This is a genomic window from Senegalimassilia sp., assembly GCF_977052095.1.
Window position 1 is genome coordinate 1 of record NZ_CDRSTZ010000034.1, and the last position, 22,138, is coordinate 22,138.

The 22,138-nt window shown below is 63.2% G+C and carries 13 protein-coding genes; 1 reads left to right on the plus strand and 12 read right to left on the minus strand.

What is annotated here, in order from left to right:
* Positions 1-159: 159 nt before the first annotated feature.
* The 7 genes from ACWI6D_RS06805 to ACWI6D_RS06835 form a co-directional block, all read right to left on the minus strand.
* Positions 160-951, minus strand: a complete 792-nt coding sequence (locus ACWI6D_RS06805; RefSeq protein ID WP_449134135.1) for an ECF transporter S component — start codon at positions 949-951, stop codon at positions 160-162.
* Positions 948-2,483, minus strand: a complete 1,536-nt coding sequence (locus ACWI6D_RS06810; protein WP_449134136.1) for an ABC transporter ATP-binding protein — start codon at positions 2,481-2,483, stop codon at positions 948-950. Before ACWI6D_RS06810 ends, ACWI6D_RS06805 begins: the two co-directional genes overlap by 4 nt.
* Before the next feature lie 90 nt (positions 2,484-2,573).
* The gene (locus ACWI6D_RS06815) at positions 2,574-3,449 is read right to left on the minus strand and encodes an energy-coupling factor transporter transmembrane component T family protein (RefSeq protein ID WP_449134137.1); all 876 of its coding nucleotides are present in this window, start codon (positions 3,447-3,449) and stop codon (positions 2,574-2,576) included.
* 64 nt (positions 3,450-3,513) lie between these two features.
* Entirely contained in the window at positions 3,514-4,362 is an 849-nt protein-coding gene (locus ACWI6D_RS06820) for a DUF4430 domain-containing protein (RefSeq protein ID WP_449134138.1), read from the minus strand.
* 4 nt (positions 4,363-4,366) lie between these two features.
* On the minus strand, positions 4,367-11,791 hold the full coding sequence (locus ACWI6D_RS06825) for a DUF4430 domain-containing protein (RefSeq protein WP_449134139.1): 7,425 nt from the start codon (positions 11,789-11,791) through the stop codon (positions 4,367-4,369).
* A gap of 387 nt (positions 11,792-12,178) precedes the next feature.
* Positions 12,179-13,966, minus strand: coding sequence for an NAD(P)/FAD-dependent oxidoreductase (locus ACWI6D_RS06830; RefSeq protein WP_449134140.1), 1,788 nt, complete (start codon positions 13,964-13,966; stop codon positions 12,179-12,181).
* A gap of 13 nt (positions 13,967-13,979) precedes the next feature.
* Complete coding sequence (locus ACWI6D_RS06835) at positions 13,980-15,293, minus strand: aminoacetone oxidase family FAD-binding enzyme (protein WP_449134141.1); 1,314 nt, start codon at positions 15,291-15,293, stop codon at positions 13,980-13,982.
* Positions 15,294-15,981: 688 nt separating this feature from the next.
* Here ACWI6D_RS06835 and ACWI6D_RS06840 point away from each other — a divergent pair.
* On the plus strand, positions 15,982-17,148 hold the full coding sequence (locus ACWI6D_RS06840; protein ID WP_449134142.1) for a cellulase family glycosylhydrolase: 1,167 nt from the start codon (positions 15,982-15,984) through the stop codon (positions 17,146-17,148).
* 72 nt (positions 17,149-17,220) lie between these two features.
* On the opposite strand, the gene ACWI6D_RS06845 is transcribed toward ACWI6D_RS06840, so the two are convergent.
* The 5 genes from ACWI6D_RS06845 to ACWI6D_RS06865 all read right to left on the minus strand — a co-directional run.
* On the minus strand, positions 17,221-17,976 hold the full coding sequence (locus ACWI6D_RS06845; RefSeq protein WP_449134143.1) for an alpha/beta hydrolase: 756 nt from the start codon (positions 17,974-17,976) through the stop codon (positions 17,221-17,223).
* A 917-nt stretch (positions 17,977-18,893) separates the two neighbouring features.
* The gene (locus ACWI6D_RS06850; RefSeq protein ID WP_449134144.1) at positions 18,894-20,012 is read right to left on the minus strand and encodes an XdhC family protein; all 1,119 of its coding nucleotides are present in this window, start codon (positions 20,010-20,012) and stop codon (positions 18,894-18,896) included.
* A 2-nt stretch (positions 20,013-20,014) separates the two neighbouring features.
* Complete coding sequence (yqeB, locus tag ACWI6D_RS06855) at positions 20,015-20,830, minus strand: selenium-dependent molybdenum cofactor biosynthesis protein YqeB (protein WP_449134145.1); 816 nt, start codon at positions 20,828-20,830, stop codon at positions 20,015-20,017.
* Entirely contained in the window at positions 20,818-21,456 is a 639-nt protein-coding gene (gene yqeC, locus ACWI6D_RS06860) for a selenium cofactor biosynthesis protein YqeC (protein WP_417751157.1), read from the minus strand. The genes yqeB and yqeC overlap by 13 nt, the downstream gene beginning before the upstream one ends.
* A 35-nt stretch (positions 21,457-21,491) precedes the next feature.
* Positions 21,492-22,138: xanthine dehydrogenase family protein molybdopterin-binding subunit (locus ACWI6D_RS06865; protein WP_449134146.1), on the minus strand; the 647-nt coding region annotated here is incomplete at its 5' end.

Genomic DNA, 22,138 nt, shown 5'->3' on the forward strand with positions numbered 1-22,138 from the left:
TCCCGCCTGCGGGGCCTCCCCCGCGGCTTTCCCTTCGGAGCAGGCCCGCTTTCGCTTGCCGCCCCTCAAGGCGAGGATGTACTTTACGCCTCCCCCGCCGCCTTGGCAAGCCCCTATCTTCGAGATGCGGTGGTCTACACATTTTGCACACATATGACGTCAGCGAAGCCCGAACTTGGCCTTCGTGCGCCTGAGCTTCCTTGTCCAAGGGCGGTACAGCGCAAGAAGGAAGACCACCGTTGCTACACCGTGCAGCACGTCAAAAGGCAATGCTGCGGCGTATACCGCTAAGACTCCTGCCAAGCCGCTGGCTTGCGCGTGATAAAAACTGAGGATACTCCATGCGTTTAAAATGAAGCCGTAACCTAAGCACGAGAGAAACCCATATGGGTAAATCACGATTGGATGCGCATCAATTGCGCGCGTTGCCTGGACGTCCTTTTCGGTTTCTTCGACCTTGTCGTTGCCCTTTTCTTTATTGGTATGTACTTGAGGCCGTTTAGGCATGCGCAGTTCGGCGAGCAGGCCGGCGCCGTAGCCGACGAGGCCCCATGCGTACATTTGCCAAGGAGTCCATGCTCCTTGGCCGAAGAAGAAGTTCGACGCCAAAGCTGCAAGCGAACCGACCATAAAGCCGCTTTTTCGGCCGAATGCAACGCCTGCGATGATGGCGATGGCGCTTACGGGCTTGAAATCCGGAATAGGCGCAAAAAGGATACGCCCCGCTGCAGCCAGCGCTGCGAGTACCACGGTTGGCATGATGTCGCGCAGTCGCGGCGCAGATGCCTCGTAGCCGGCGAAGAAGACCCCGAGCGAAAGCATGACCACGGCAAACGACAGCAGAGCGGTTTGCTCAATACGTAAGAGAGCGCAAGCGACAAGCACCGCCGGGGTGGCGATGATGGATATCGCCTCCCATACGCACGTTGGGATTTTCGCAAAGGCTCTCATGATACATGCGCCTCTGTCCTGTCGCGCTCTTCCCCATTTGGTTTGGGGCTTTCGCCTTGCTGTTGAGCCTGTTTGACGATGTTCCCGAACAGGCGGCTTTCTGCGTTTGTGCGATAGATGAGGTTGTGTTTGAAGAATCCCTCGACTGGCTCGGTGCAAACGATTTCGCCATCGAACAGCATCGAAACTGTGTCTGCCGTTGCGAACGCGAAATCCAGGTCGTGCGTCACCAGGACGATGGTGTGGCCTTTGTCGGCAAGGGACTTGATTGTTTGCGACAGCGCGGCGCATGATTGCGGGTCGAGGCCTTTGGTGGGCTCGTCAAGGAAAAGCAACTGCGGATTCGCAAGCAGCAGCTTGGCGATTGCAAGCTTTTGCTGCTGACCGCCCGAAAGATCGAATGGGTGCTGCTCGGCACAATCGGCCAGGCCCATGCGCTTGCCGATGCGCTGCGCTTGAAGCTGGTCGTAACCGCAACGGTCGGCCCACTCCATGAGCTCCTCGCGCACCGTGTCGCACACGAGGAGCGATTTGGGATCTTGCGGGAGCAGGGCCTGGGATGAGGCGAGCGCGTTGCGAAGCTTGCCGCGCTGCGGTTTGAGCACGCCGGCAAGGCAATGAAGCATGGTGGTTTTGCCGGAGCCGTTTCCGCCGACAAGAGCATGCACGGTTGCTTGTTGCACCTGCAGGAACGCGCCGCGGAGGACCCATGGGGCATGCCTGTCGAATCGATAGTAGAGGTTGCTGATATCAAGAACAATTTCGGCGTGTTGGAGCAGCGAGGCTCGTTGCAGACGGCGGCTTTGCATGGCGGCGGCTGCCTGGTCGAACGAGGCGATGGGGCCAGGATCGTCAAGGTCGACGCGTTGCGTGGCGTACAGCGCGGCGTCTTCGGGCGAATGCGTTGCCATGACCACCGTGATGCCGAGCTCGCGATTCACGCGTGAAAGTATGAACAGGAACTGTTTCACGGCGTTAGGGTCGAGTTGGGACGTGGGCTCGTCGAGGACGAGCAGCTGGGGACGCAAAGCAAGTACAGCGGCGAGGTTCACCAATTGCTTTTGCCCGCCCGAAAGGTCCTCGGTTTTCGAGTGCATCCACGGTTCGATTCCGAAGTAGTGCGCAACCTCGGCGATGCGGCGGCGTATCTCGTTTGGGTTGGTGCCGATGTTCTCCAAACCGAACGCCAGCTCGTGCCAAACCGTGTCGCACACGATTTGCGCGTCGGGGTCTTGCATAACGTAGCCGATAAGCTGGGCCGATTCCGATAGGCTCATAGCGGGGTGGGCGTTTTGCACGAGCTGTTTGCCGAAGAGTTTCAATGAGCCGGACACGGAGCCGGCGGGGGCCAGTTCCGGCTTCAGCGAGCGGAAAAGCGTGGTTTTACCGCAGCCCGTTGAGCCGACAAGCACGCAAAAGGCGCCTTGCTCAACCTGGAATGAGATGTCCTGCAGGGCATTGCGAGCGGCGGCACCGTCGTTTTGCGGGTAGGAGAACGAGAAGTGTTCGACTTCGATTGCGTAGTGCGTCATCGAGGCGCATTGCGAGATATCAGCTGGCACGATGCATCCTTTTCTTTGTGCGTGCGGCGGGTACGCCGGGAAGTGACGCGGGAAGCGCGGTTAGCGTAAAGTGCGAACTTTCCAGCGGAGATAATCGGCGGCGTTAAGCAAAGGCGGGGCGGCCATAAGCAGGCCGTATGGCAAGAAAAGCCACCAGGGCGACGTTCCCGCGATAACAGGGTAAAACCGGAATCCCGAAAGCACGTTGACGGCGCACGCAGCCGATACCCCCGCAAGCGCCAGCACAACAGCCACCAAGCACTTGTCCGCAGGCCCAAAACGAAAACGCTGGTACGACGTTCGGGCGACGCCGCAGTGATATCCGCGGGCGCGCATGGCATCGCTGCGCGAAAGGGAGTCTTCCATCCCCCAGCCCATCAACACGTTCACCACGCGCAACCGGCCGGCCGCCTTGTCGCGCTTGGTCAGAGGCGCCGCTGCGCTTGTTGCCGCTTGGGCAGACAAGACGGTATGCCCCCGACCCACGAACTGCGGGACAAGCCGCAGGACCTGGGACACCATGAGCGTGATGGTTGGCAGGCGGTTACCGAACAGCATCATCGACCGCTCGCTATCGAGGCAGGCGGAATATAAAGCGAACCACAAGAACACCGCTGCGAACACGGCGCCGGAGCACAAGCCGTACACAAGCGCCTCGGCATAGACCGCGCGCGGCCCGATGCGGAACAGCTCGGTAGACCCCGATGCCACGAAAAAGGGGTTCGCTGCGGAGACGATGAGGCAAAGCGGGATGACCCAGCGCAGCGAAAGCAGCGTTGCGCGCAAGCCGCGACACACCACGGAGCAGGCAAGCGCACCCGCAAGCGACAAACAGGCGAATACAGGATGCATGCAGGCCATGGTAAGCGCAAGAGCGCAGGCCAGATAAGCAAACGGCACAACGGGATGATAGAGGTGAAACACGTTTTGGTTCACGATATCGAAGCTCCGTTCACGAAAAAGCCGGGTGCCATCGAGCACCCGGCTTAAAATCTACCGACTAGCCAGCAACATAGTACCAAACAACGGAATCGCCGTCGGAAAGCACGTAATTGCTGCAAGCAGTCATGGGCGTGTTGCCGTTGACGGAGTACATCCAGCCGGATTGGCTTCCGTGCTCCTTTTCCGCCAGCCCGCCGATTGCGGCCACGTACGTGCCGTATCCGGTGCTGCGCGCGTTCACGGACAGGCCGAGCGCGCACAAGGCATCGTACGGCGTGGCGCCCGGAGCGAACGAGAAGCTGCCGCTTGCGGAAACGCCGCCGCCGACGGCGGAGCTGTCAACGGACACGGAAACGTTCACGGCGTTTTGCGCAGGCGGCGCATCGGTTGACGGCTGCGAGCTGGAACCGCTTGCAGTCGAGCCGGATGCGGGCGCGTTGCCAGCGGCGGGCGCCGATGCGGTTGCCCCGTTGCCGCCAAATGGCGAATCGGCGGGCGCTGCGGTGACCGCCTGGCCAGCGCCTTCGCTTGTTTGCGAAGGCGCGTCTGCTTGCTCTTGGCTGGTGCCGCCCTCGGGCGAGTCCGCTGCTTGCGAATTAACGTCCGATGCCGCGTCAGGCAAGCCGGTGCTGCCAGCCGTTGGCTGAACCGACAAGGATGCCGAATCCGAGCCGTCGACTTGCGCCGCCCCGTCAGGCGCGGAAAGCCCACCGGCAAGCGCGAATGCCGCGATGGCGATAAGCAGCAGCGAGGCGGCGGCGAGCACCGAAATGCCGACTTTCGTTTTGGTCGCAAGAGGCGCCTTGCCGGCAGCTGCTTTCACGCCATCTTCGCCTGCGCTGCCGACCGTTAGGGCCGCCGCCTCGGCCGAGGTGCGGGTAGCGTTGGAATCATCGCGATCAGCCATGCCGCTATGCCTTCTTCGAACGGGCGCTGCGCTTGGCGACAATGAGCCAGACACATGCGCCGATTGCGCCGGCCACGCCAACGCCAAGTACGATAAACGGCCACGAAGGAGCAGCGGGAGCCTGCTCGCCCTGGTCGGTTACCGCGCGAGACTCGCTGGTTGTTGCCGTTGCGGAATACTGCTCCGCGCTGGCCTTACCTTCATCGGAAGCTTCGGCAGAAGCCTGGTCGACTGCAGACTGCGCGGTCTGCGCCGAAGTTGCAACAGGAGCACCTGCCAGCGGCAGCTGGGTGGGCGCAACAAGCCCGCCTTGAGGAATGGTGCTGTCGCCGGGGTCCGTTGCCGGCTTCGACGTAGGCTTCGGTTCCGGGGAGGGATCCGGCTTAGGAGTGGGCTTAGGCGCGGGATCCGGAGTAGGGTCAGGCATCGGAGCGGGCGTGGTTCCGCCGCCGGCCAGCTTGAACAGCGTGCCGGAGTCGTTGATGTAGTACAGGTTGCCCGCTGCGTCGGCGATGACCGGCGAGTCGCAATAGTTGTTGTGACCCGCTGCATCGTATACCAGCTGCGCCTCGGATTCGCCAACCTTGTAGCGGTAGACGCCGCCACCGCCAATGCAGTTGCCATTATCGTCTAGTACACCGTAGTTCACCGTGAAGTACACGTACGTGGCACCGTTTCGCACGGACACGAGCGGGGCCGCCTTGATGCCGCCCATACCCGGATTGCCGCAGGGAATTGCTTTCCCATCAGCGTTGCCGATGGTCTTAACCGAAAGAGTTGCGAGGTCGACCATAGCAAGCACCGCGCCGGAACCGCTTTCGCCGCCAACATACATGACGCCATCTGCGACGGTAGGCGTGCAGGCGGAACCCGTAAGACCGAGATCGACTACCTTCTCCTCAGAAATGATTCCGCCAGAAGCCATGGAGGCGTATGAAGCCACCCCGCTCCTGGAAGTAGCGCCAGTCTCAATCTTCAGTACATGCAGCTTGCCGTCGCGCGAGACTACATAGATGGTGGAACCATCAGAGGACACCACGCAAGCGGAGTTCACCGACGCGCCGAGCGCAAGCGTACCTGCCACTGCGCCCGTTGAGCGGTTTAGCACCTCGACAGTGCCAGCGCTGGTGGACACAACGGCATAATCACCCGCGACTACTGCGCCGTTCCAGTAATACCCCTCGTCGGCATTGCGATGTTGCCAAGCAATAGCACCAGTAAGGATATTGATGCAGGTAAGATAGCCGTTATTGAAGGTACTTGCGCTCACATACTCGCCCGTACCGACATACACGTAATTGCCGTCCACGGTAATTTGCGAACTTGATTGGGCCTTTGAGCTGACTGCGTCGGTCAACCATACGGTGGTCAGGGTATCGGCGGTAAGCGCCTGCACGGCACCACCGTCGAGCGGAACCATGACGACGCCTTGCGCGTAGACCGGGCGCGTGGTGTAGCCGATGGAACCTGCCAGGGGTGCCTGCGCCAGCTTAACGCCGGTAGCAGCGTCGATTTTCAGCAGCTGCTTGTCAACGGCCAGGTATATGTAGCCGTTGACGATGATCGGCTCGCTAGCGTTGCTGTACAGATTCGTGCCATATTGCTTCCAGTTAAAGGTCCACGAATTCTTGAGGAAGTCGGTGGGCGTAGCCGCGCTGGTCGGGCGCGACGTATCGCCAGCCCAATCGGCCTTCCAGTTCGGACGTTCGGCGGAGGGATCGATTACGACTTCGTCGAGGTTGGGAAGCTCATCGGTCCCAAAAACGAACGCGACGCTATCGCCCGACTTAAGCGCATAATCCCAATCGTTACCGAAGGTATCGAGAGCCTTACCGTTGACGAAAATGTACCAGTCGCCCTGCAGCACACGATTGGCATCAAACGGCGACTTCAGTGACCTCAGAAGCCAGTAATTCCCATACGCGACCAACCGGGGGTCAAGGCCGCAGTCGGTCAAATACCGATCGACTATCTCTGAAAGCTTCGTGCCCTCAAGGTACACGTGGCGAGACTCATCGGCCCAGCGCTCGGCTTTGCCGTTCGCGTCCTGGCCGATGACCTGCATAGCCACCGAGACTTGGCCCGGCATCACACCGTCGGCACCGTAAGCCCACGTCACGGTGTCGCCCGCTTGCAGCGTGTAGTTGCCAGCCATGACGTTGGCAAGTTGGCCGTTGATGAAGAACTGCCAGTACTTCCACGTGCTTGCATCAACTTGCTCGGAGCTGAGCGTGGGACCGCCTTCAAACGGAGACGTCAGCGAATTGAGGTACCAGCCGTACGAGCCCGTACCCGTGTCAGCCTTGATGCCCGCCTGAGCAAACATCAGCTCCGACAGGTCGGCCGCGGTGGAGCCTTCCGGCATGCTGGCGGTTTGCGGGGCCGCCCACATTTGCTGAGCGCCATCGGCGTCCTGGCCCACCACCTGGAAGGACACGGACAGCTTGTCGGAGGGTGCCGGGTCGCCGTACGCGGAGTAGCACCAGATGACGGAGTCGCCCTCTTCAAGCTGGATGCCGCTTGCGCCGGCAGATGCGGCCTTGCCGTTCACGAACAGTTGCCAATATTTGTATGTGGTCGCGTCGTAACCGAGCGTCAGGCTGCTATCGAACGGCGACGTAATACTCTTCAGGTAGAAGCCGTACGTCGTGTTCGGTTCGTAGTCGGCAACAAGACCGACCTGATTGAACAGCTTGATGGTCATGTCGGCCGCAGTGGAGCCGTTTGCCAGCTCGAAGGGCTGCGCAGCCGCCCACGTCTGTTGGTTGCCCTGCGCGTCAACGCCGATAACCGAGCACGTGGCATTGACGATGGGGCTGACGATGCCGCTGGTGCCGATTACGGTGACCGTCGCCTCAACCTGCTGGTTCGCCAGCTTTGCATATGTTGCGTTGTCGGGATAGCGCTGGGCGTAGCGGCCGAACTTCTCGCTGGAAAGCGAGGAGGTGATGGTTACCTTCGTGTTGTATTCCGGCTGTTTGACCAGCAGGTTTTCGGAGGCGATAACGGCGCTGTTGCTGGATTTGAACAGGCGCCAATCGTTGCCCGACATGGAATCGTAGCCCGGCAGCTCCACCGGCACGATGCCCAAGCCCGCAGCATCCGTGGTGGCGCGGTCGTAGCTCCAAGCAAGGTTGCCGTCAGCGTTGAGGTAAGCCTTCTGGAACGCATGCATGTCGGAGGTGACCTTCGATGCGTCCTGGCCGTTCAGGATAGCCTGGGCATAGCCGGTCTTCGCCTGCTCCATGAGCGCCAGCTCGGCGTCAAGCTCGGCCTGCGAAAGCGGGGGCACCGCGTAGTCGAGCGTTTTCGAGGCCGTGATCTCGGGGTTGGACTTGTCGGTGACGGTCAGCGTGATTTTCGTATTCGCGGGCTGCTCGCCGGGCTGCGGTTGATACACCGTGCCCTTGTAGCCGTTGAACGTCACGTCGTCGGTGCTGGCCGCGTACTTCACCTCATAGTACTTGCCGTCGATGTCGAGGTTGCGCGTAGTCGGCATCTGCAGGTCGGACGTAAGGCCATCCTTGTTGGCAACGGTATCGGTGCCGTAGTTCTTTACCTTGTCGTATATGAAACCGGCGTCAACCTTGGCTTGCAGCGCGGCCTTTTCGGCGGCCACCTTCTGGGGGTCGCCCTTGACCGTGATGGTGAAGGCGTGCGATCCCGTCGCCTCGGCACCGTTGCCGCTGCCGCCAACGTTCGGCATGAGTTTGACCGTGGCAGTAAGCATGACGGCGCGATCGGATGCAGTGCGCACCACCTTGCCGCTGTAGTTGCTCCAACCGTAGCCGGAAATATCGACCTGATTGCTATTCGATTCCCACGTAACCTCGAATTTGCTGTTCGAGCCAGCTTGGTACGGCAACGAAAGGTTACCCGTAACGGAATCGGCCGTATCGTCCGACGCAAATCCAATAGCCAGATCCTGCGCAGCGTTATCAAGCAGCTGCTCAAGCATGTCCTCGTTCCACGGCACGGTGATGTTGCCGGGCTTGTAGTCGATGGACTGGCCGTCCTTCGAAAGCACGAAGGAAACGCTGGCCGAACGCAGGCTGTCGAAGGTGTAACCCGAGTAGTCGTTCGGGTCCATGTAGAAGTACGTGATGTTGCCGTTGGTGTCCTCATCGGCGGAGATGCCGACCGCGGCCTTGTCGTTAGAAGCGGTGAAGCTTGCCGACTTGACCTTGACGGAAACACCTTCGAAGCCGAGTTCGGCGATTTTGGCGGACAGCACGTCGTTGATGTTCGTATCTTCGCCGTAGACAGGCGTGGGCTTGAAGTTGGCAGCAGAGAGTTTCTGCGCCAAGGCCTCAAGCGAAGTGCGGTCGATAACCGGGTTGGCGAACACGGTTTCCACGCGCGAGGAACCGCTTTCGGCAACTACCTTGAGGTACTTGCCCGCGGCGGCGTCGGGAACGGAGACGCTTGCACCCGACACGCCTTCAAGCTGCGAAAACACGCCATCGGCGGAATCGGCGACATACCAGGTGAACGTCACGCCGTCGGAAACGGTGATGCCCGTGTAGGAATTACCGTCGGCACGGACGGCTTGCGCCTGCGCAGTGACGATGTCGCCAGCGATGACGTGCGTGGAGGAGCTGATGGACTGCGGCGTGGTGGTCACGCGCAGCAGGTTGTACTGGCCGGCCGGGGCAACCGTGGTGCCCGACGCCCACTCGACGGTGTTGTCGAGCGAGTACGCCGTGACCTTGAGCGACTTACCGACGAGCGCTTCCCCGATGGTGAGCGAGCCGTTGGCCGCAACCCCTTCGGTCACCTGCTGCCAATCAGCATCGCCTTCGCCCTTGGCGTACCAGGTGTAGGTGAGCTTGGCGTCCTCCGGGGCATCCTTGTCGTAATAGCCGCTGGCAACCTTGGCTTGCGGGGCGATGGTTGCACCTACCTGCAGCAAAGCCGAGTAAGCGTTCTGCAGCTCGACGGCGGAGAGCGTGTACTGGCCGGCGATGGTGACCGGGCCGAGCGGGTCGACGGCCGTGGTGCCCGAGCCGTAGGAGCCCGGCTTCTGCGTGCTGACCGCAGTGCCGTCGCTTATGGCCTTGACGCGCAGGTACTTGCCCACCATGCTGTCGGTGACCTGGTACGTTGCGCCCGTAGCGCCCGCGATGTCTTTAAACGCGGAATCCGCGGTGGTTTTGGTGTCGGCGTACTGCCACTGGTAGCTGACGCGGTCGGTCGAGGTGACCTGCGCGTAACTGCTTTTGTACGCGGTAGCGGTCAGCGTGGCGCCAACCTTGGCCGAGCCGGTGACCTCTACCTTATATAAGGTAACGGAGCCAGGCTGCACCGCGGGACCGACGTACGAAGACGTGCAATCGCCGAAGCCGCCGTCGGCAGCCGCGACGAGGTACTTGCCCTCGTAGACATTGGTGACGGTGAAGCTGCGCGATGTTGCGCCTTCGATCCTGTTCGTGCAGGTAGTGCCGGACTCACCCCAGTACCACTGCCAGGTCACGCGATCGCTGTCGGATACATCGGTGCCCGAAGCGGTAGCCGTGGCAGTAATGGTGTCGCCCACGTTGACTTTGCCGGACGCGCTGAGCTTGACGCTGCTGACGTTGACCGAGCCGGGTGCAGCGATTTTGTTAGTTGGCTTGGTAGGGTAAGTGCTGCCGCCAACTTTCGCCGTGATGACGCACTTGACGAAATTGCCCTCGTAAGCGGAAAGCGGAAGCACCTGGTTGGTTGCACCCTCGATGTTGGTATACGTGCCGTTCTTAGAATCGCTCACCTGCCATTGATAGGTGAGCTTTTCGGAGTCAATGTAGACGCCGCTAGCGGCACCCTGTTCCCTTGCTAGGGCACGAACCGTCTGGTCAGCCGTGTATATGTAGCCTGTCGAGCCGCTTTCGGCATCGGCAAGCACTGCGGAGTAGATGTCGACCGCGCCGGCAAGCTTGAACGGGCCGATGCCGTAGTCGGGGTAACTGCCGAAAGTAACGGTATTCGCGCCGGCCTTGGCCGACACGGTGATGTAGCAGCCGACGTAGTCGTCGGTCACCGTGAACATGGGACCGACGACGCCGGGAATGTCCGTCCACGTGGTGGAGGAGTTGGGCGCCGACGAGCCCTTATAGTACTTCCAGGTGTAGGTGACCTTGGAGTTGTCTACATAGGTGGGGCTGTAAGAAGAACCGGCGTATGCCGCCGCGGTCAGCGTGGCGCCGACTTCCTTGCTAGAAGCCGTCAGCTTAACACCGGCAAGCTTGACGGCGCCAGCGGCCATGACGGCTTCGGAAGTTTTCGCCTCGACGTCGTTGACGCCGGCGCTGGCGACAACCTTGATGTACTTGCCCTGCAGCGCATCGGTCAGCGTGAGCGTGGCGCCTGTTTCGCCTTCGATTTTGGTCCAGGTTCCGGAGGAGGAGCTCGAGGAATACCAGGTGAAAGTTACGTTAATGTCGGCAGAGGCCGACGTGGAGTAGTCGGTGTAGGCCGTAGCGGTGAGCGCGTCACCGACCGACGGAGTGGAATTGCTTAGCTTGACGTTGTACAAGCTTGCCTGGCCGGCCGCCAAGACCGGGCCGGGAATGTAGTTCGCGTTGACGCCTTCGCCATAGCTTTTCGCCGGACCGTAGTAGTCTTTGCCGTTAGCGGTGACCTTGCAGATGAAGTACTTACCCGCCATGTCGGACGTGACGGTGAGGCTTTGCTCGTGGCCGACTTCTTCAGTGTAGGAATCGATTGAGCTGGATTTTTCCGTGCCGGCCAGCCACGTGTACGTCCACGTACCGGGATTGGCGATGGATTTCGTCTCGGTGTCAAGGTCGCCCCAGTAGTCGGTGGTTTCCACGTCGTCGTACATGTTGGCCCACAGCACGTCGCCCGCGGAGAGCGAACCGTATTTGTTCGACCAAGTGCTGTCCTTGTCCTTTTTGTCCTGGATGTAGACCTTCGCAGACGAGGTCAGCGTAACGTCGGACTGGACGGCAGGCACAGAGGCGTTGTCGGTGGCGCCAGGCGCTTCGGCGGATTGCGGCGAAGCTTGCGCCACGGGGGCAGCTGCGGAAGCCGATTCGTCGCTTTCCTTGCTTGCGGCGGACTGTTGCGCCTGCTCGGTTTCATGTTGCTGCGAGCCAGACTGCTGGCTTGAGGCGGCCTGCTTGCTGGCAGCGCCGCTTGCCGCGTCGCTTGCGGCAGCGTCGGCGGCAGCGTTACCTGGTTGCTGCGCCTCCGAAAGCGCCTGCTCAGCATGCGCGCCGGCGGCCGCCTGGGCATCTGCCAAGGCGGTAGAAGGCGTCATGGAAACAGCAAGCGTTACTGCCAAGAACACAGAAAGCGCGCGCTGACCAGGTGATTTCATTGTTGGAATTTCATGATTCGCCTTGCCAGGTGGCAGGGCAGCCTTGCCTGCTTCGTTGCAGGCTTGCTCGCCGCGCACTACGCGCGAGAACAACGTGCCGATGTTCATCGGTACCTCGCTTCCAGGGCTTTCCCGCGATGGATGGGCATTCCGACTTTGCTTCGTTTGAACGGCCCGCATACCTGCGGCGGTGCTTGCCGAGAAACAGCACCCGTGCAGCGTTCGCGAGCGACCGATTCCCCAGCCCGTTCATCAGCGTATACGGTTCCTGGTAGAGCGCGGGATTCGCACCCGCATTCCCCCAAGCGTCCGGAATTTTCCGCGCGCCCGCGCCGTGCCCGGCGCAACCATCTATGCCAATTTACAAACACGTTATTTTACCACACGCGCGCAGAAAAAGAGACGAAGGGCCAGGACGACTGGCTGCCCTTCGCCCCGTTTATGAGAGGCCGCGCTTTTACTCGCCCTACATGGTGCGTTCGTTTGCGCTTGACTCTACGATTCTTGCGATGACATGGGCTTTTGGCCGGGCTGCATGACTTGGTCAACGAGGGCGGCGGCCACGCGCAAGCCGTCGCAGGCGGCGGACATGATGCCGCCGGCGTAGCCGGCGCCTTCGCCGCAGGGGTAGAGGCCGGTTTCGGGTTCAGGGGCGTTTTGCGCATCGGGATTGGGGGCTTCGGCGGCCAGCTGCGCTTGCAGGTTTTTCCCGCGCACGATGCGTACGGGGCTTGAGCTGCGGGTTTCCACGCCCGTCATGACCGCTTGCGGATCGGCGAAGCCGTGCAGGCGTCGGTCGAGCAGCGGCAGCGCTTCGGCCATGGCGTCGGCCACAAACGGCGGAAGCGCGCTGCGCAGGTCGCACCAGGCTACGCCGCGGGCGTAGGTGGGGCGCACGTTTTTGCTGGTGTTTCCCGCAGCGTGCGCAAGGAAATCACCCACGGTTTGCGCCGGAGCCTGATAGGGCTTCCCACCTGCGGCGATGGCAGCCTCGTATGCTGCGCGTTCCATGTTTCGCTGCAGTTGCACGCCTGCAAGCGGATCGGCGCTTTCGAAATCTTCGGGGCCGACGCCCACCAGAAGCGCGCTGTTGGCGTTGCGCCCGTCGCGCGCGAAGCGGCTCATGCCGTTGACCACGACGCCGCCCGGCTCGCTGGCCGCGCAGACCACTTCCCCGCCCGGGCACATGCAGAACGTGTACACGCCGCGACCCTGCTGGTCAGCGGCTTGTTGCGCCTTCTTCGCCTTCGAGCGCAGGTGCACCGACAGCTTGTAATCGGCCGCGCCGAGGGCGGGATGGTCGGCAGCTTTGCCATACTGCGCGCGGTTGATGAGCTGCTGCGGATGCTCGATGCGCACGCCGACCGAGAACGGTTTTTGCTCCATATGCACGCCGGCGTCGCGGATGAGCTCGAACGTGTCGCGGGCCGAATGGCCGCAGGCAAGGACGATGCGGCGCGCGGGGATGCGCTCGACGGTGCCGGCTGCAACGTCGGTGAGCTCGGCGGCGGCAAGTTCGCCGTTTTCGAACCGCAAGCCCGTCAGTTGAGTTTCGAACCGCACCTGGCCGCCAGCGTCAGCGATCTGGTCGCGCATGGTGCGCACGACGTTGACAAGCAGGTCGGTGCCGATGTGGGGCTTAGCTTGCCAGAGGATTTCCTCGGGGGCGCCGGCTTCGACGAACAGGTGCAGCACGTGGCGCGACCAGGGGCTTTTGATGTTCGTAGTGAGTTTGCCGTCCGAGAACGTGCCCGCGCCGCCTTCGCCGAACTGGATGTTCGTGTACGGGTTGAGTTCGCCGCCGGCGTTGAATGCTTCGACAGCGGCCAGGCGATCGTCGACCGCAGCGCCGCGCTCGACGACAAGCGGGCGCAGGCCAGCGCGCGCCAGGTACAGCGCGCAGAACAGGCCCGCGGGGCCCGTGCCCACCACGATGGGACGCGGTTCGGCAGCGACACGCGACGCGGTTGCAGCTTGCGGAACCTGCAGTGGCTGGTAGGGCTGGTGCGCCTTCACGTTGGGCGCGCCTTTGCGAGCGGCGGCCGCTTCGATTGCCGCGGCTTCGGCTTGCGCGCCGGTGGCTAACGTCACGCCGAGGGTGGCCACGAAGTGCACATCGTGCTTCTTGCGCGCGTCGACGCTGCGCTTGAGCAGGCGGATTTCCGCAATGTCGCGCGGCGGGACGTTGAGCGCGCGGGCAGCGGCGCGGCGCACGAGCTTTTCGGCTTGCGGGCCTTCGAGCCCGGCGTCAAGCGGCAAGGCGAGGTTTGAGATCTCGAGCATGGGTTCCTCCGGATTATCGGGCGCGGCGGCCGTTGCCACCGGTGTTTTGACTGCAGTGGGCACGCTGCGCGGCGGCATGACCGGCTAGCATACCGCTTGACCAGGCCCAATGCAGGTTGTAACCGCCACACGGGGCGTCGACGTCAAGCGCTTCGCCCACAACGAACAGGCCCGGGTGCGCCTTGGATTCGCACGTTTCGGGGTTGAACGCACCAACGGGAAAGCCGCCGCGGCGAACCTGGCACTGGCGCTCGTCGCCGATGCCTTCAACCGTGAGGGCAAACCCCTTAAGCGCCGTCGCTAGGTTCGCGGCATCGGTTTTCGCAAACTCGGCCGCAGGCGCAAGGCCCGCGCGTCGCAGCAGCACGCCGGCAACGGCCGGCAGCAGCAGGCCGCTGAGGAACCGCTCGCACGTGGGCGCCGCGCCAAGGCAGCGCTGCATGCGCTTGCGGCGCGCCAGAAGGAAGTGCTCCATCTGCTGCGGCGGGATATCGGAAAGAAAATCGACGGCCAGCGTGTCGCCGGGGCGCGCCAGGCGCGAGAGGTTGAACACCGCCACGCCCGAGACACCGTAGTCGCGGAACATCACCTCGCCGCGTTCGCGGGCGACTTGCCCCCCACCGCGCACAAGCGCGATGGCGCCGCGCACGCGGATGTTGTTGAGTTGGCGCGTGAGCTTGGCGTCCGCTTTCGTTACGCGCAGGGGCCCAAGCACGGGACGCAACGGTTGGCAAACCAGCGGCTCGGGCAGCTGCATGCTTGCCGCCGCACGGCCGCCCACGGCCACGATGACCGCCGCGGCATGCCCCACGGAACGATCGGAGAAACGAATGTTGTAGCAGCCGCGTCCGTCGCGCGGCGCGTCCACGCGCTCGGCGCGCTTGCCGACCTGGACGCACACGCCGAGCGCATCGGCGCCGGCGCGCAGCACGTCGAGCACGCTGGTGGCCTTGTTCGCTTGCGGGTATAAACGGCCTTCGGACTCTTCGCGCACACAAAGACCCAGGTCGGCGAAGCGTTCGAGTACGGGATTCGCCGTGGTTGCTTTGATGGTGGCCCCGCCGCGTTCGCTGACGTAGCAGCCCTGCAGCGCCATGAGCGTCTGGCCGACGAACTCGGCGTTGCGGTACACGTCGGCGCTGATTTCCGCGTTCGAAATGTTGCAGCGGCCGTTGCCGGTTGCCAAAATGGAGCGGCCGACGCGCTCGGCATCGGCCTCGTATACGACAACGTTGCCGCGTGCACCCGCGGCACGCAGCGTCAGCGCGGCCTCGACGGCGGCCATAAGGCCCGCCGCGCCGCCTCCTATGATTGCGATAGTATCCATGCCTGCGATTATACGGCGAAGCGGCGACATACGACCCCGGCCTGCGCGCGGCTTTGGCAAGATTTCCGGATTCCTGCATGGCGGGAGCCCCGCGGCCTTCGTCTTGGCAAGATTTCCGGATTCCTGTAGCGCCAAATCCCCTTGGAAGCCTGGAATTGGCAAGAATCCGGGGTTCCTGCACCGCTTAGGCCCCTTCGGCGCTACAGGAATCCCGGATTCTTGCCGCGAGGTCCGCTTCTCGGGCCGAAAGCTACAGGAATCCGCTTTTCTTGCCGCGACGCCAAAGCGCAAGACGGCGCCCGCCGCAGCCGCAGGCGCCCGTCAAGATAGCCTTGCAGCGGCTTTTCGATAAAGCGGGCAGGCGGCGAAGGGCCGGGCGGACGCAGCCGAAGATCGGGGCGAACGAAGCGAGCGCAGAAAGGCCGCCGCCCGAAGGTGGGACAAAGGGACTGTCCCTTTGTCCCACTTTCAGGTTTCGATTACCCTGGCGATGACTTTGAAAGATCGGGCTACAGAAACATCGGATTATTGCCAAACAACGACCGAAGTTGCCGACAAGATACAGAACAAGGGAGTTCTTGCCAAAGCGAACGTGGAAACGTCCAAAAACCTCCTAACAAGCCAGTCCGCATCGACACCCCATCCGTCTGCACGCTATGAGGGCGGGAAGGGAAACGGGAGGTTGCGCATGAATTTGCTGATGAGAAGCCACTCTTGGGATGTTGTTCGCGCCGCGCTGGTGGCGGTGGCGCTTGTTGCTGCCGGATGTTTGGCCGGGTGCGCACAGCCGGCGGCCGAACCTGCTGCGCAACCGGAAACGGTCGCGCAGCAGGCCGCGCCTGTCGAGGGCGACGGCGCCGAGGACGAAGCGCCCTCCCCAGCCGCAAGCGGCGTTGCCAAGCCGTCGAGCGCCGGAGCGCTGCAGGTGGTGGGCACGCAGCTGTGCGACCAGGCCGGCGACCCCGTACAGCTGCGCGTGGTGTCCACGCGCAGCCTTGCGTGGTACCCGGGCTACGTCAACCCCGCCTTCTTCACCGAGCTGCGCCGCGATTGGGACGCGAACGTGGTGCGCCTGGCTCTATACACCGCCGAAAACGGCGGCTGGTGCGAAGGCGGCAACCGCGACGAGCTGTACAGCCTGGTGCGCGACCGCATGGCAGCGGCGGTGCGCGCCGGGCTTCCCGTGTTCGTCAGCGAATTCGGCATTTGCGACGCCAGCGGCAACGGCACCATCGACCGCACATCGGCCGATGCCTGGGTAGCAACCATGAACGATTTGGGCATCAGCCACGCCTGCTGGAACCTGTCGAACAAAGACGAGGCGTCGGCGCTGTTCAAAAGCACGTGCGGCAAAACGTCGGGCTTCACCGCCGACGACCTGTCCGAAGAAGGCACCTGGCTGTGGGACGTGCTTCATAGCGAAGGCGAAAGCGCCGCAAGCGCAACAGGCGCGGCAGCTGGCACGGCAAACACGACGGCGGGGTCGGCCGCTTCCGCAAACGATTCGGGTTCTGCCGCGGCCGGCGGCGCGCTGCACAGCAGCACCGGCACGTTCGACTGGACCGCAACAGTGGCCGACCGGTGGGAAGCCGGCGACCAGAAGTTCTTCCGCTACGTGATTACCGTCACGAATAAAGGCGATAGCGCCGTGACCAGCCGGAACGTGCGGCTTCCGCTAAGCGGGGCCGTTACCATCAGCGATTCCTGGAACGCAACCGTTTCCATCGACGGCGCCGAGCTGACGCTAGACTCCGTCAGCTACAACGGCGCGCTTGCCCCGCAGGCCGCCGACCAAGACATCGGTTTCATCCTAAGCGGCAATGCCCTACCCAACTCCGGTCCCATAACGAGTTAGACTTCATGCAGTAGCAACACACCATTCCAGGAAGCGCACGTTGTTAGCTGTCTGTCCGATACTCAATGCCACTTATGCCCGCATGGCGTTTGCGATGGCTGCGGCGGTTTGGGATTGTTGTTGGGTTGGCGAAATGCTTGCTTCGCCGTCGCCTGCTTGCGGGCCATAGTCGGCGAAACCGGCGTGGTTGCCGCCCTCGATGACAAGCGTTTGCGCGCCCGCGGGAAGATTCGTCTCGTTCGTAGCCAGCTTACCGCGATTGAGCACGCCATCGGCATCGCCGTATATCACCAGCGCTTTGAGGTTCGTGGTCGACAAATCGCTGGCGGCATAAGCGCCCAGGAAAGCGACGCCTTCGAGCTTGTCGGCATTGCCGGCAGCGTACTGTGCGCCCATCGCGCCGCCAAGCGAATGGCCCGCAAGCCACCAATGCTGAACCTGCGGAGCGGCGGCCATAAGCGCATTCGCGGAATCAATGCCGAAAAACGCCAGGTTAAACGGCATGTTCGCGATAACGCAGTACACGCCGCGGTCGGCAAGCTGACACGCCAGCGGCACGTAAGCCTGCGCGGCCACCTTCGCGCCCGGGTACAGCACCACGCCGTATTCGGAAGCGGGATCGCCCACCGCGATGGATGAGCCATTGTCGACAATGCGCGCACCCGCGGAATCTTCGCCGGCAGCAACAAGCGACTGCGCGTCCGAGCCCGCGTGATAGTAGTCGCTTACGTAAACGCCGAAGCCGACCGTGCACAACACGATCACCGCGACAAGCGCAATCGCAGCGCCCCGCGGCCACGAGCGCCCGTTTTTTAAATCCTTCGCCACAGCCATCCCCTTCGCCTTCCACAATCCCCTGCATTGCCGTTCGATTAGTTATTTCTACCATTGACCGACAAGCACGATACCCCATTGCGAGATTGCGAAATGCGCCGAAGCGGAAAAGACACCGACAGCCCACGCACGCGGTTGCGCGATGCTGCTTTCTGGGAGAAGGAAATTGGTGGCGCGTCTTCGGCGCTTGCTATTTGGGCAGGAGCTTTCGCTCGCGCCTACAAAGTAGGGGACCGATTAGCAGATGTGGGTAGTAGAAAAAACGTGATGCTGGTGAATTCGCTTGCTCTGACGCTTGACCGGTTGTTACTACCGGTTGCTACGCTAAGGCCACAAGCAAGGGATCGGCGCACCGCGAATCGCGGCTGCGGGCCCTCAGCGCCAAGCCGCCGCAGGCGGCCCGCGCAACCACAGAAAACATCGCAAGGAGATGCATATGATTCCGTTCGATTACTCGTACCCCCCCCCGCGTCCACTTCGGCGAGGGCATGACCGCGTAGGCACTTGACGCCGAGATTACCCGCATGGGCGACGTGGTGATGCTGGCGTTCGGCGGCGGCTCCATCAAGCGCAGCGGCCTGTACGACCAGGTGCGCGGCCAGCTGGAAGCGGCCGGCAAAACCGTCGTGGACTTTGGGCGGCATCATGTCGAACCCCACGTGCGTCAAGACCCAGGAAGGCGCAACGCTGGCGCGCGAGCACCTCGGCCGCATCACCGACTTCCGGGCGCACCAGATCAAGCACCGGCTGGGCGCGTTCACCGATTGCAACCACGGCCAGGGGCTTGCCTGTAAGGAAACCGCCCGCAAGGCAACCGCAATAACGAAGGCCTCGCAGTTCCCATCGAACCGCAAGGCCTTTCGCATTCAACCTGGCAAACGGCCTGTCCCCTTGTCAGCTTATGTCAGATTTTACCGGCGCAACGCTGCTCGGGCTTGGATGCATTCGGCGGTAATGCTGATAGCGATTTCTTCGGGGGTTTCCGCGTCGATGGCGAGGCCGATGGGCATGTGCACGGCGTCGATGTCTGCCTGCGGGATGCCCGCCGCAAGCATCTGCTGGCGCGCGGCGGCGATCTTGCGGCGCGAGCCGATAAGGCCCACGTAGGCGTGCGGCTGACGAAGCACCTGTTCAAGCACGGCGAAATCAGAGTTGTGACCAGGCGTCATGATGAGAATGAAATCGCGCTCGTCAAGCGATATGGACGCGGCGATGTTGTCGAAATCGCCGCACAGCACTTCGCGGGCGTCGGGGAAATCCTCCGGGCAAGCAAACTCCGGGCGGCTGTCGAACAGCGTGCAGGCGAACCCCACGCGCGCAAGCGCCGCCACGGTGGCGCGCCCCACGTGGCCCCCGCCGAAGACCACGGCACGCACAGGCATTTCAAGCGGAAGAGCAAGCCAAGCTCCATCGAAGCGCGAGGCCGCGGCGCCCGCAGAATGCAACGGCGTCGCATCACAAACCGCAGCCCGGCCGGCTGCGCCGTCGTTATCTACGGCATCAGAACCGTTGCCCAAACTGGCAAATCCACCAGCACCAGTAATTTCAGTCGCATCGGCCAGCACCGCACCGCAATCTCCCGCAAGCACCTTGCCATCGCCGTCAACCAGCGCCGCCGCAGCTTCGAACAGCTGCTGGCCTTCGGGGCAGCGCAGCAGCAAAGTTGCCGGCATGCGCTCGTCCAAACAGCGAATGATGGCGGCAGCTAGCTGCGCCCAGCGCGCATCGCCGCCGCGCACGGCCGCGTACAGCAAGCTTGCACTCCCGCCGCACGCCATACCCAAGTCAGCCACAAGATCAAGCTGTTCGAAGCGGCCGTGTCCGCTGCCCAGCAACGCGCGCGCCTGGGCAATCGCGTGGGCCTCCAGCGCACCGCCGCCGATGGTGCCGCACGCAAGCCCTTCCGCATCCACCAGCATCTGCGAGCCCGCATGCCGCGGCGCCGAGCCCTTGCCGCCAGCAATGGTAACCAGCACCACATCGCGCCCGTCGGCCAACGCGGCCGCCATGCATTCCGCGATTTCTCGCATGCTCAACCTTCCCGCCTTTCGCCGCCTGACAGTGCGCCGCTTACGTGCAAAATCGCTTCCAGCACGCCACCCGCCACGGCCAGTCCCTTGTCGGAAACCAGCGCGCAATAGCTGGCATCGTCGCGCGGATCAACGTCTCCACACTTCAGACCGCGCGAAACCGGCACGCCGGCGGCAACAAGGCCGCGTAGCACGCCCGTTAGCATGGCCACAACCGGCTGGCCGTCCACGAAGGCCACCGCCTGCCCCTGCTCCACGTGGTCGCCAATGGCGCACGCCCCGCAAAACACGCCATCGCACGGAGCACGCAAAACGCGCTCGCCGGCAAAGCCGCCGATAAGCCCGGGAACAGCCGTGTTCGCAAGGGCGGACCCTTCGTAATACACACGGCCAAGCGTGTGCCCGCGCATGGTTTCCACCACCGCATGGCAATCGATGCCAGCCGTGAAACCCGGCCCCACGCCCACCACAACAGGCGCCATGTCGCAACGCGTGCCCACGTTGCGCTTCGCCAGAATGGCGTCCACCACCACGTCGGGCGCAAGCTCGCGCGCGCATGTGCACGCAGGGTCGACCAGCACGGAAACGTCCTGCCCAGCTGCCAGTACGGCTGCCGCTTCGCCGGCATTAGCAACGCGCACAGCGCGCACGCCTTCGACCTGGGCCTCGCCCAGCCGCACGGCCTCGCTGAACGCCACGGTGCGGCGCACCGTCAAGGGCTGCGCGATCTCGGTCATGACCACGCGCATGCCGCAGCGGTGCAGACGCAACGCGATGGCGCTGGCAATGTCACCCGCGCCCCTGATCACCGCAAGCACGCAAACTCACCCCTTCGCAAGCTTCCCGCCACCACAGGCGTGGCCACAAGCTGCGTCACGCGCCGCGCCAGCTGCCGCGCCTCGGCGCTTTCGACCTTGTTGATATACAGAATGTCGTGCACGCCTTCTGCGCTCAGCACCGCGGCCAGCGCCTCGGGCGTCACGGGCGCCTCAACCGGCACGCCCGCCAGCTGCGCGAACAGCTGCGGCCGATGGCACGCCTGCGACACCGGCTCGCCCACACCGTCGATACCCGCAACGCACACCACCCGGCTCGCACACGCCGGCACCACCGGCTCGTGGGCCGCGTGCGCCTTCAGCGGCAGGTGGCGCGACCCATCGGCCTCCACCAGCACGTAATCGGCCGCACCCGCAAGCGCCTCCCACGCCAGCCCCGGGGCCGCAAGCTTGCCCGGCAGCTCGCACAATAAGCCCGCGCACACGACGGGGCTTTCCGCAAACGCACGTTCAACGGCCGCAAGCGACGCATCCCGCACCACGGGGCACCAATCGGGCACGTACATCTTCGTGCTGGTGGCCACCAACACGCGCGCGTGCGGCGCCAGCGCGTCGGCCAGCGCACGCAACAGCGTGGACTTGCCGCCCCCGCCGATGATGGCCGTCACCCCCGGCCGAATCTGCAACAGATCGCAAAGAATGCCTACTGCCCCGCCTTCGCCAGCAAAATGTGCTCGGGCAGGATGGGCAGCTCGCGGTGCCACACGCCCGTGGCGCGGTAGATGGCCTGCGCAAGCGCGGGCGCCGGCGTGTTGATGACGATCTCGCCGATGGACTTCGCGCCGAACGGGCCCGTCGGCTCGCACGATTGCTCGAATTCCACGCGGATGCGCCCCACGTCGAGGCGCGTGGGCAGGCGGTACGTGAAGAAGCTCGACTCGCGCATGGCGCCGGCTTTCGTGCGCGTGACGTCCTCGAGCAGCGTGTGGCCGATGCCTTGCACGATGCCGCCTTCGGCCTGGATGCGCGCCAGCGCCGGGTTGATGGGCAGGCCGCAGTCGACCACGCTGACGTAGTCGAGCACCTCGACGACGCCGGTTTCGCGGTCAAGCTCGATCTCAACCATGCCCACCATGAACGGCGGCGGCGACACCGGGGACGTGTGCGACGCGGTGGCCTCGGCGGGGATGTCGCAGAACGACTGGCTCCTCTGCGCGATGGCGGCAAGCTCCACAGCTTGCCCCGTGGCCTGCCGCACCACGCGCCCGTCTTCGAACGCCAGCTCGTCGGCCGGGCAGTCGAGCACCATCGCCGCGATGGCGCACAGGTTTCCCTTCAGTTTGTCGCACG

Bases quoted from the DNA above. Each gene is read 5' to 3' on its own strand.
- ACWI6D_RS06805 (WP_449134135.1), bottom strand. From the start codon at position 951: ATGAGAGCCTTTGCGAAAATCCCAACGTGCGTATGGGAGGCGATATCC.
- ACWI6D_RS06810 (WP_449134136.1), bottom strand. From the start codon at position 2,483: ATGACGCACTACGCAATCGAAGTCGAACACTTCTCGTTCTCCTACCCG.
- ACWI6D_RS06820 (WP_449134138.1), bottom strand. From the start codon at position 4,362: ATGGCTGATCGCGATGATTCCAACGCTACCCGCACCTCGGCCGAGGCG.
- ACWI6D_RS06825 (WP_449134139.1), bottom strand. From the start codon at position 11,791: ATGAACATCGGCACGTTGTTCTCGCGCGTAGTGCGCGGCGAGCAAGCC.
- ACWI6D_RS06830 (WP_449134140.1), bottom strand. From the start codon at position 13,966: ATGCTCGAGATCTCAAACCTCGCCTTGCCGCTTGACGCCGGGCTCGAA.
- ACWI6D_RS06835 (WP_449134141.1), bottom strand. From the start codon at position 15,293: ATGGATACTATCGCAATCATAGGAGGCGGCGCGGCGGGCCTTATGGCC.
- ACWI6D_RS06840 (WP_449134142.1), top strand. From the start codon at position 15,982: ATGAATTTGCTGATGAGAAGCCACTCTTGGGATGTTGTTCGCGCCGCG.
- ACWI6D_RS06850 (WP_449134144.1), bottom strand. From the start codon at position 20,012: ATGCGAGAAATCGCGGAATGCATGGCGGCCGCGTTGGCCGACGGGCGC.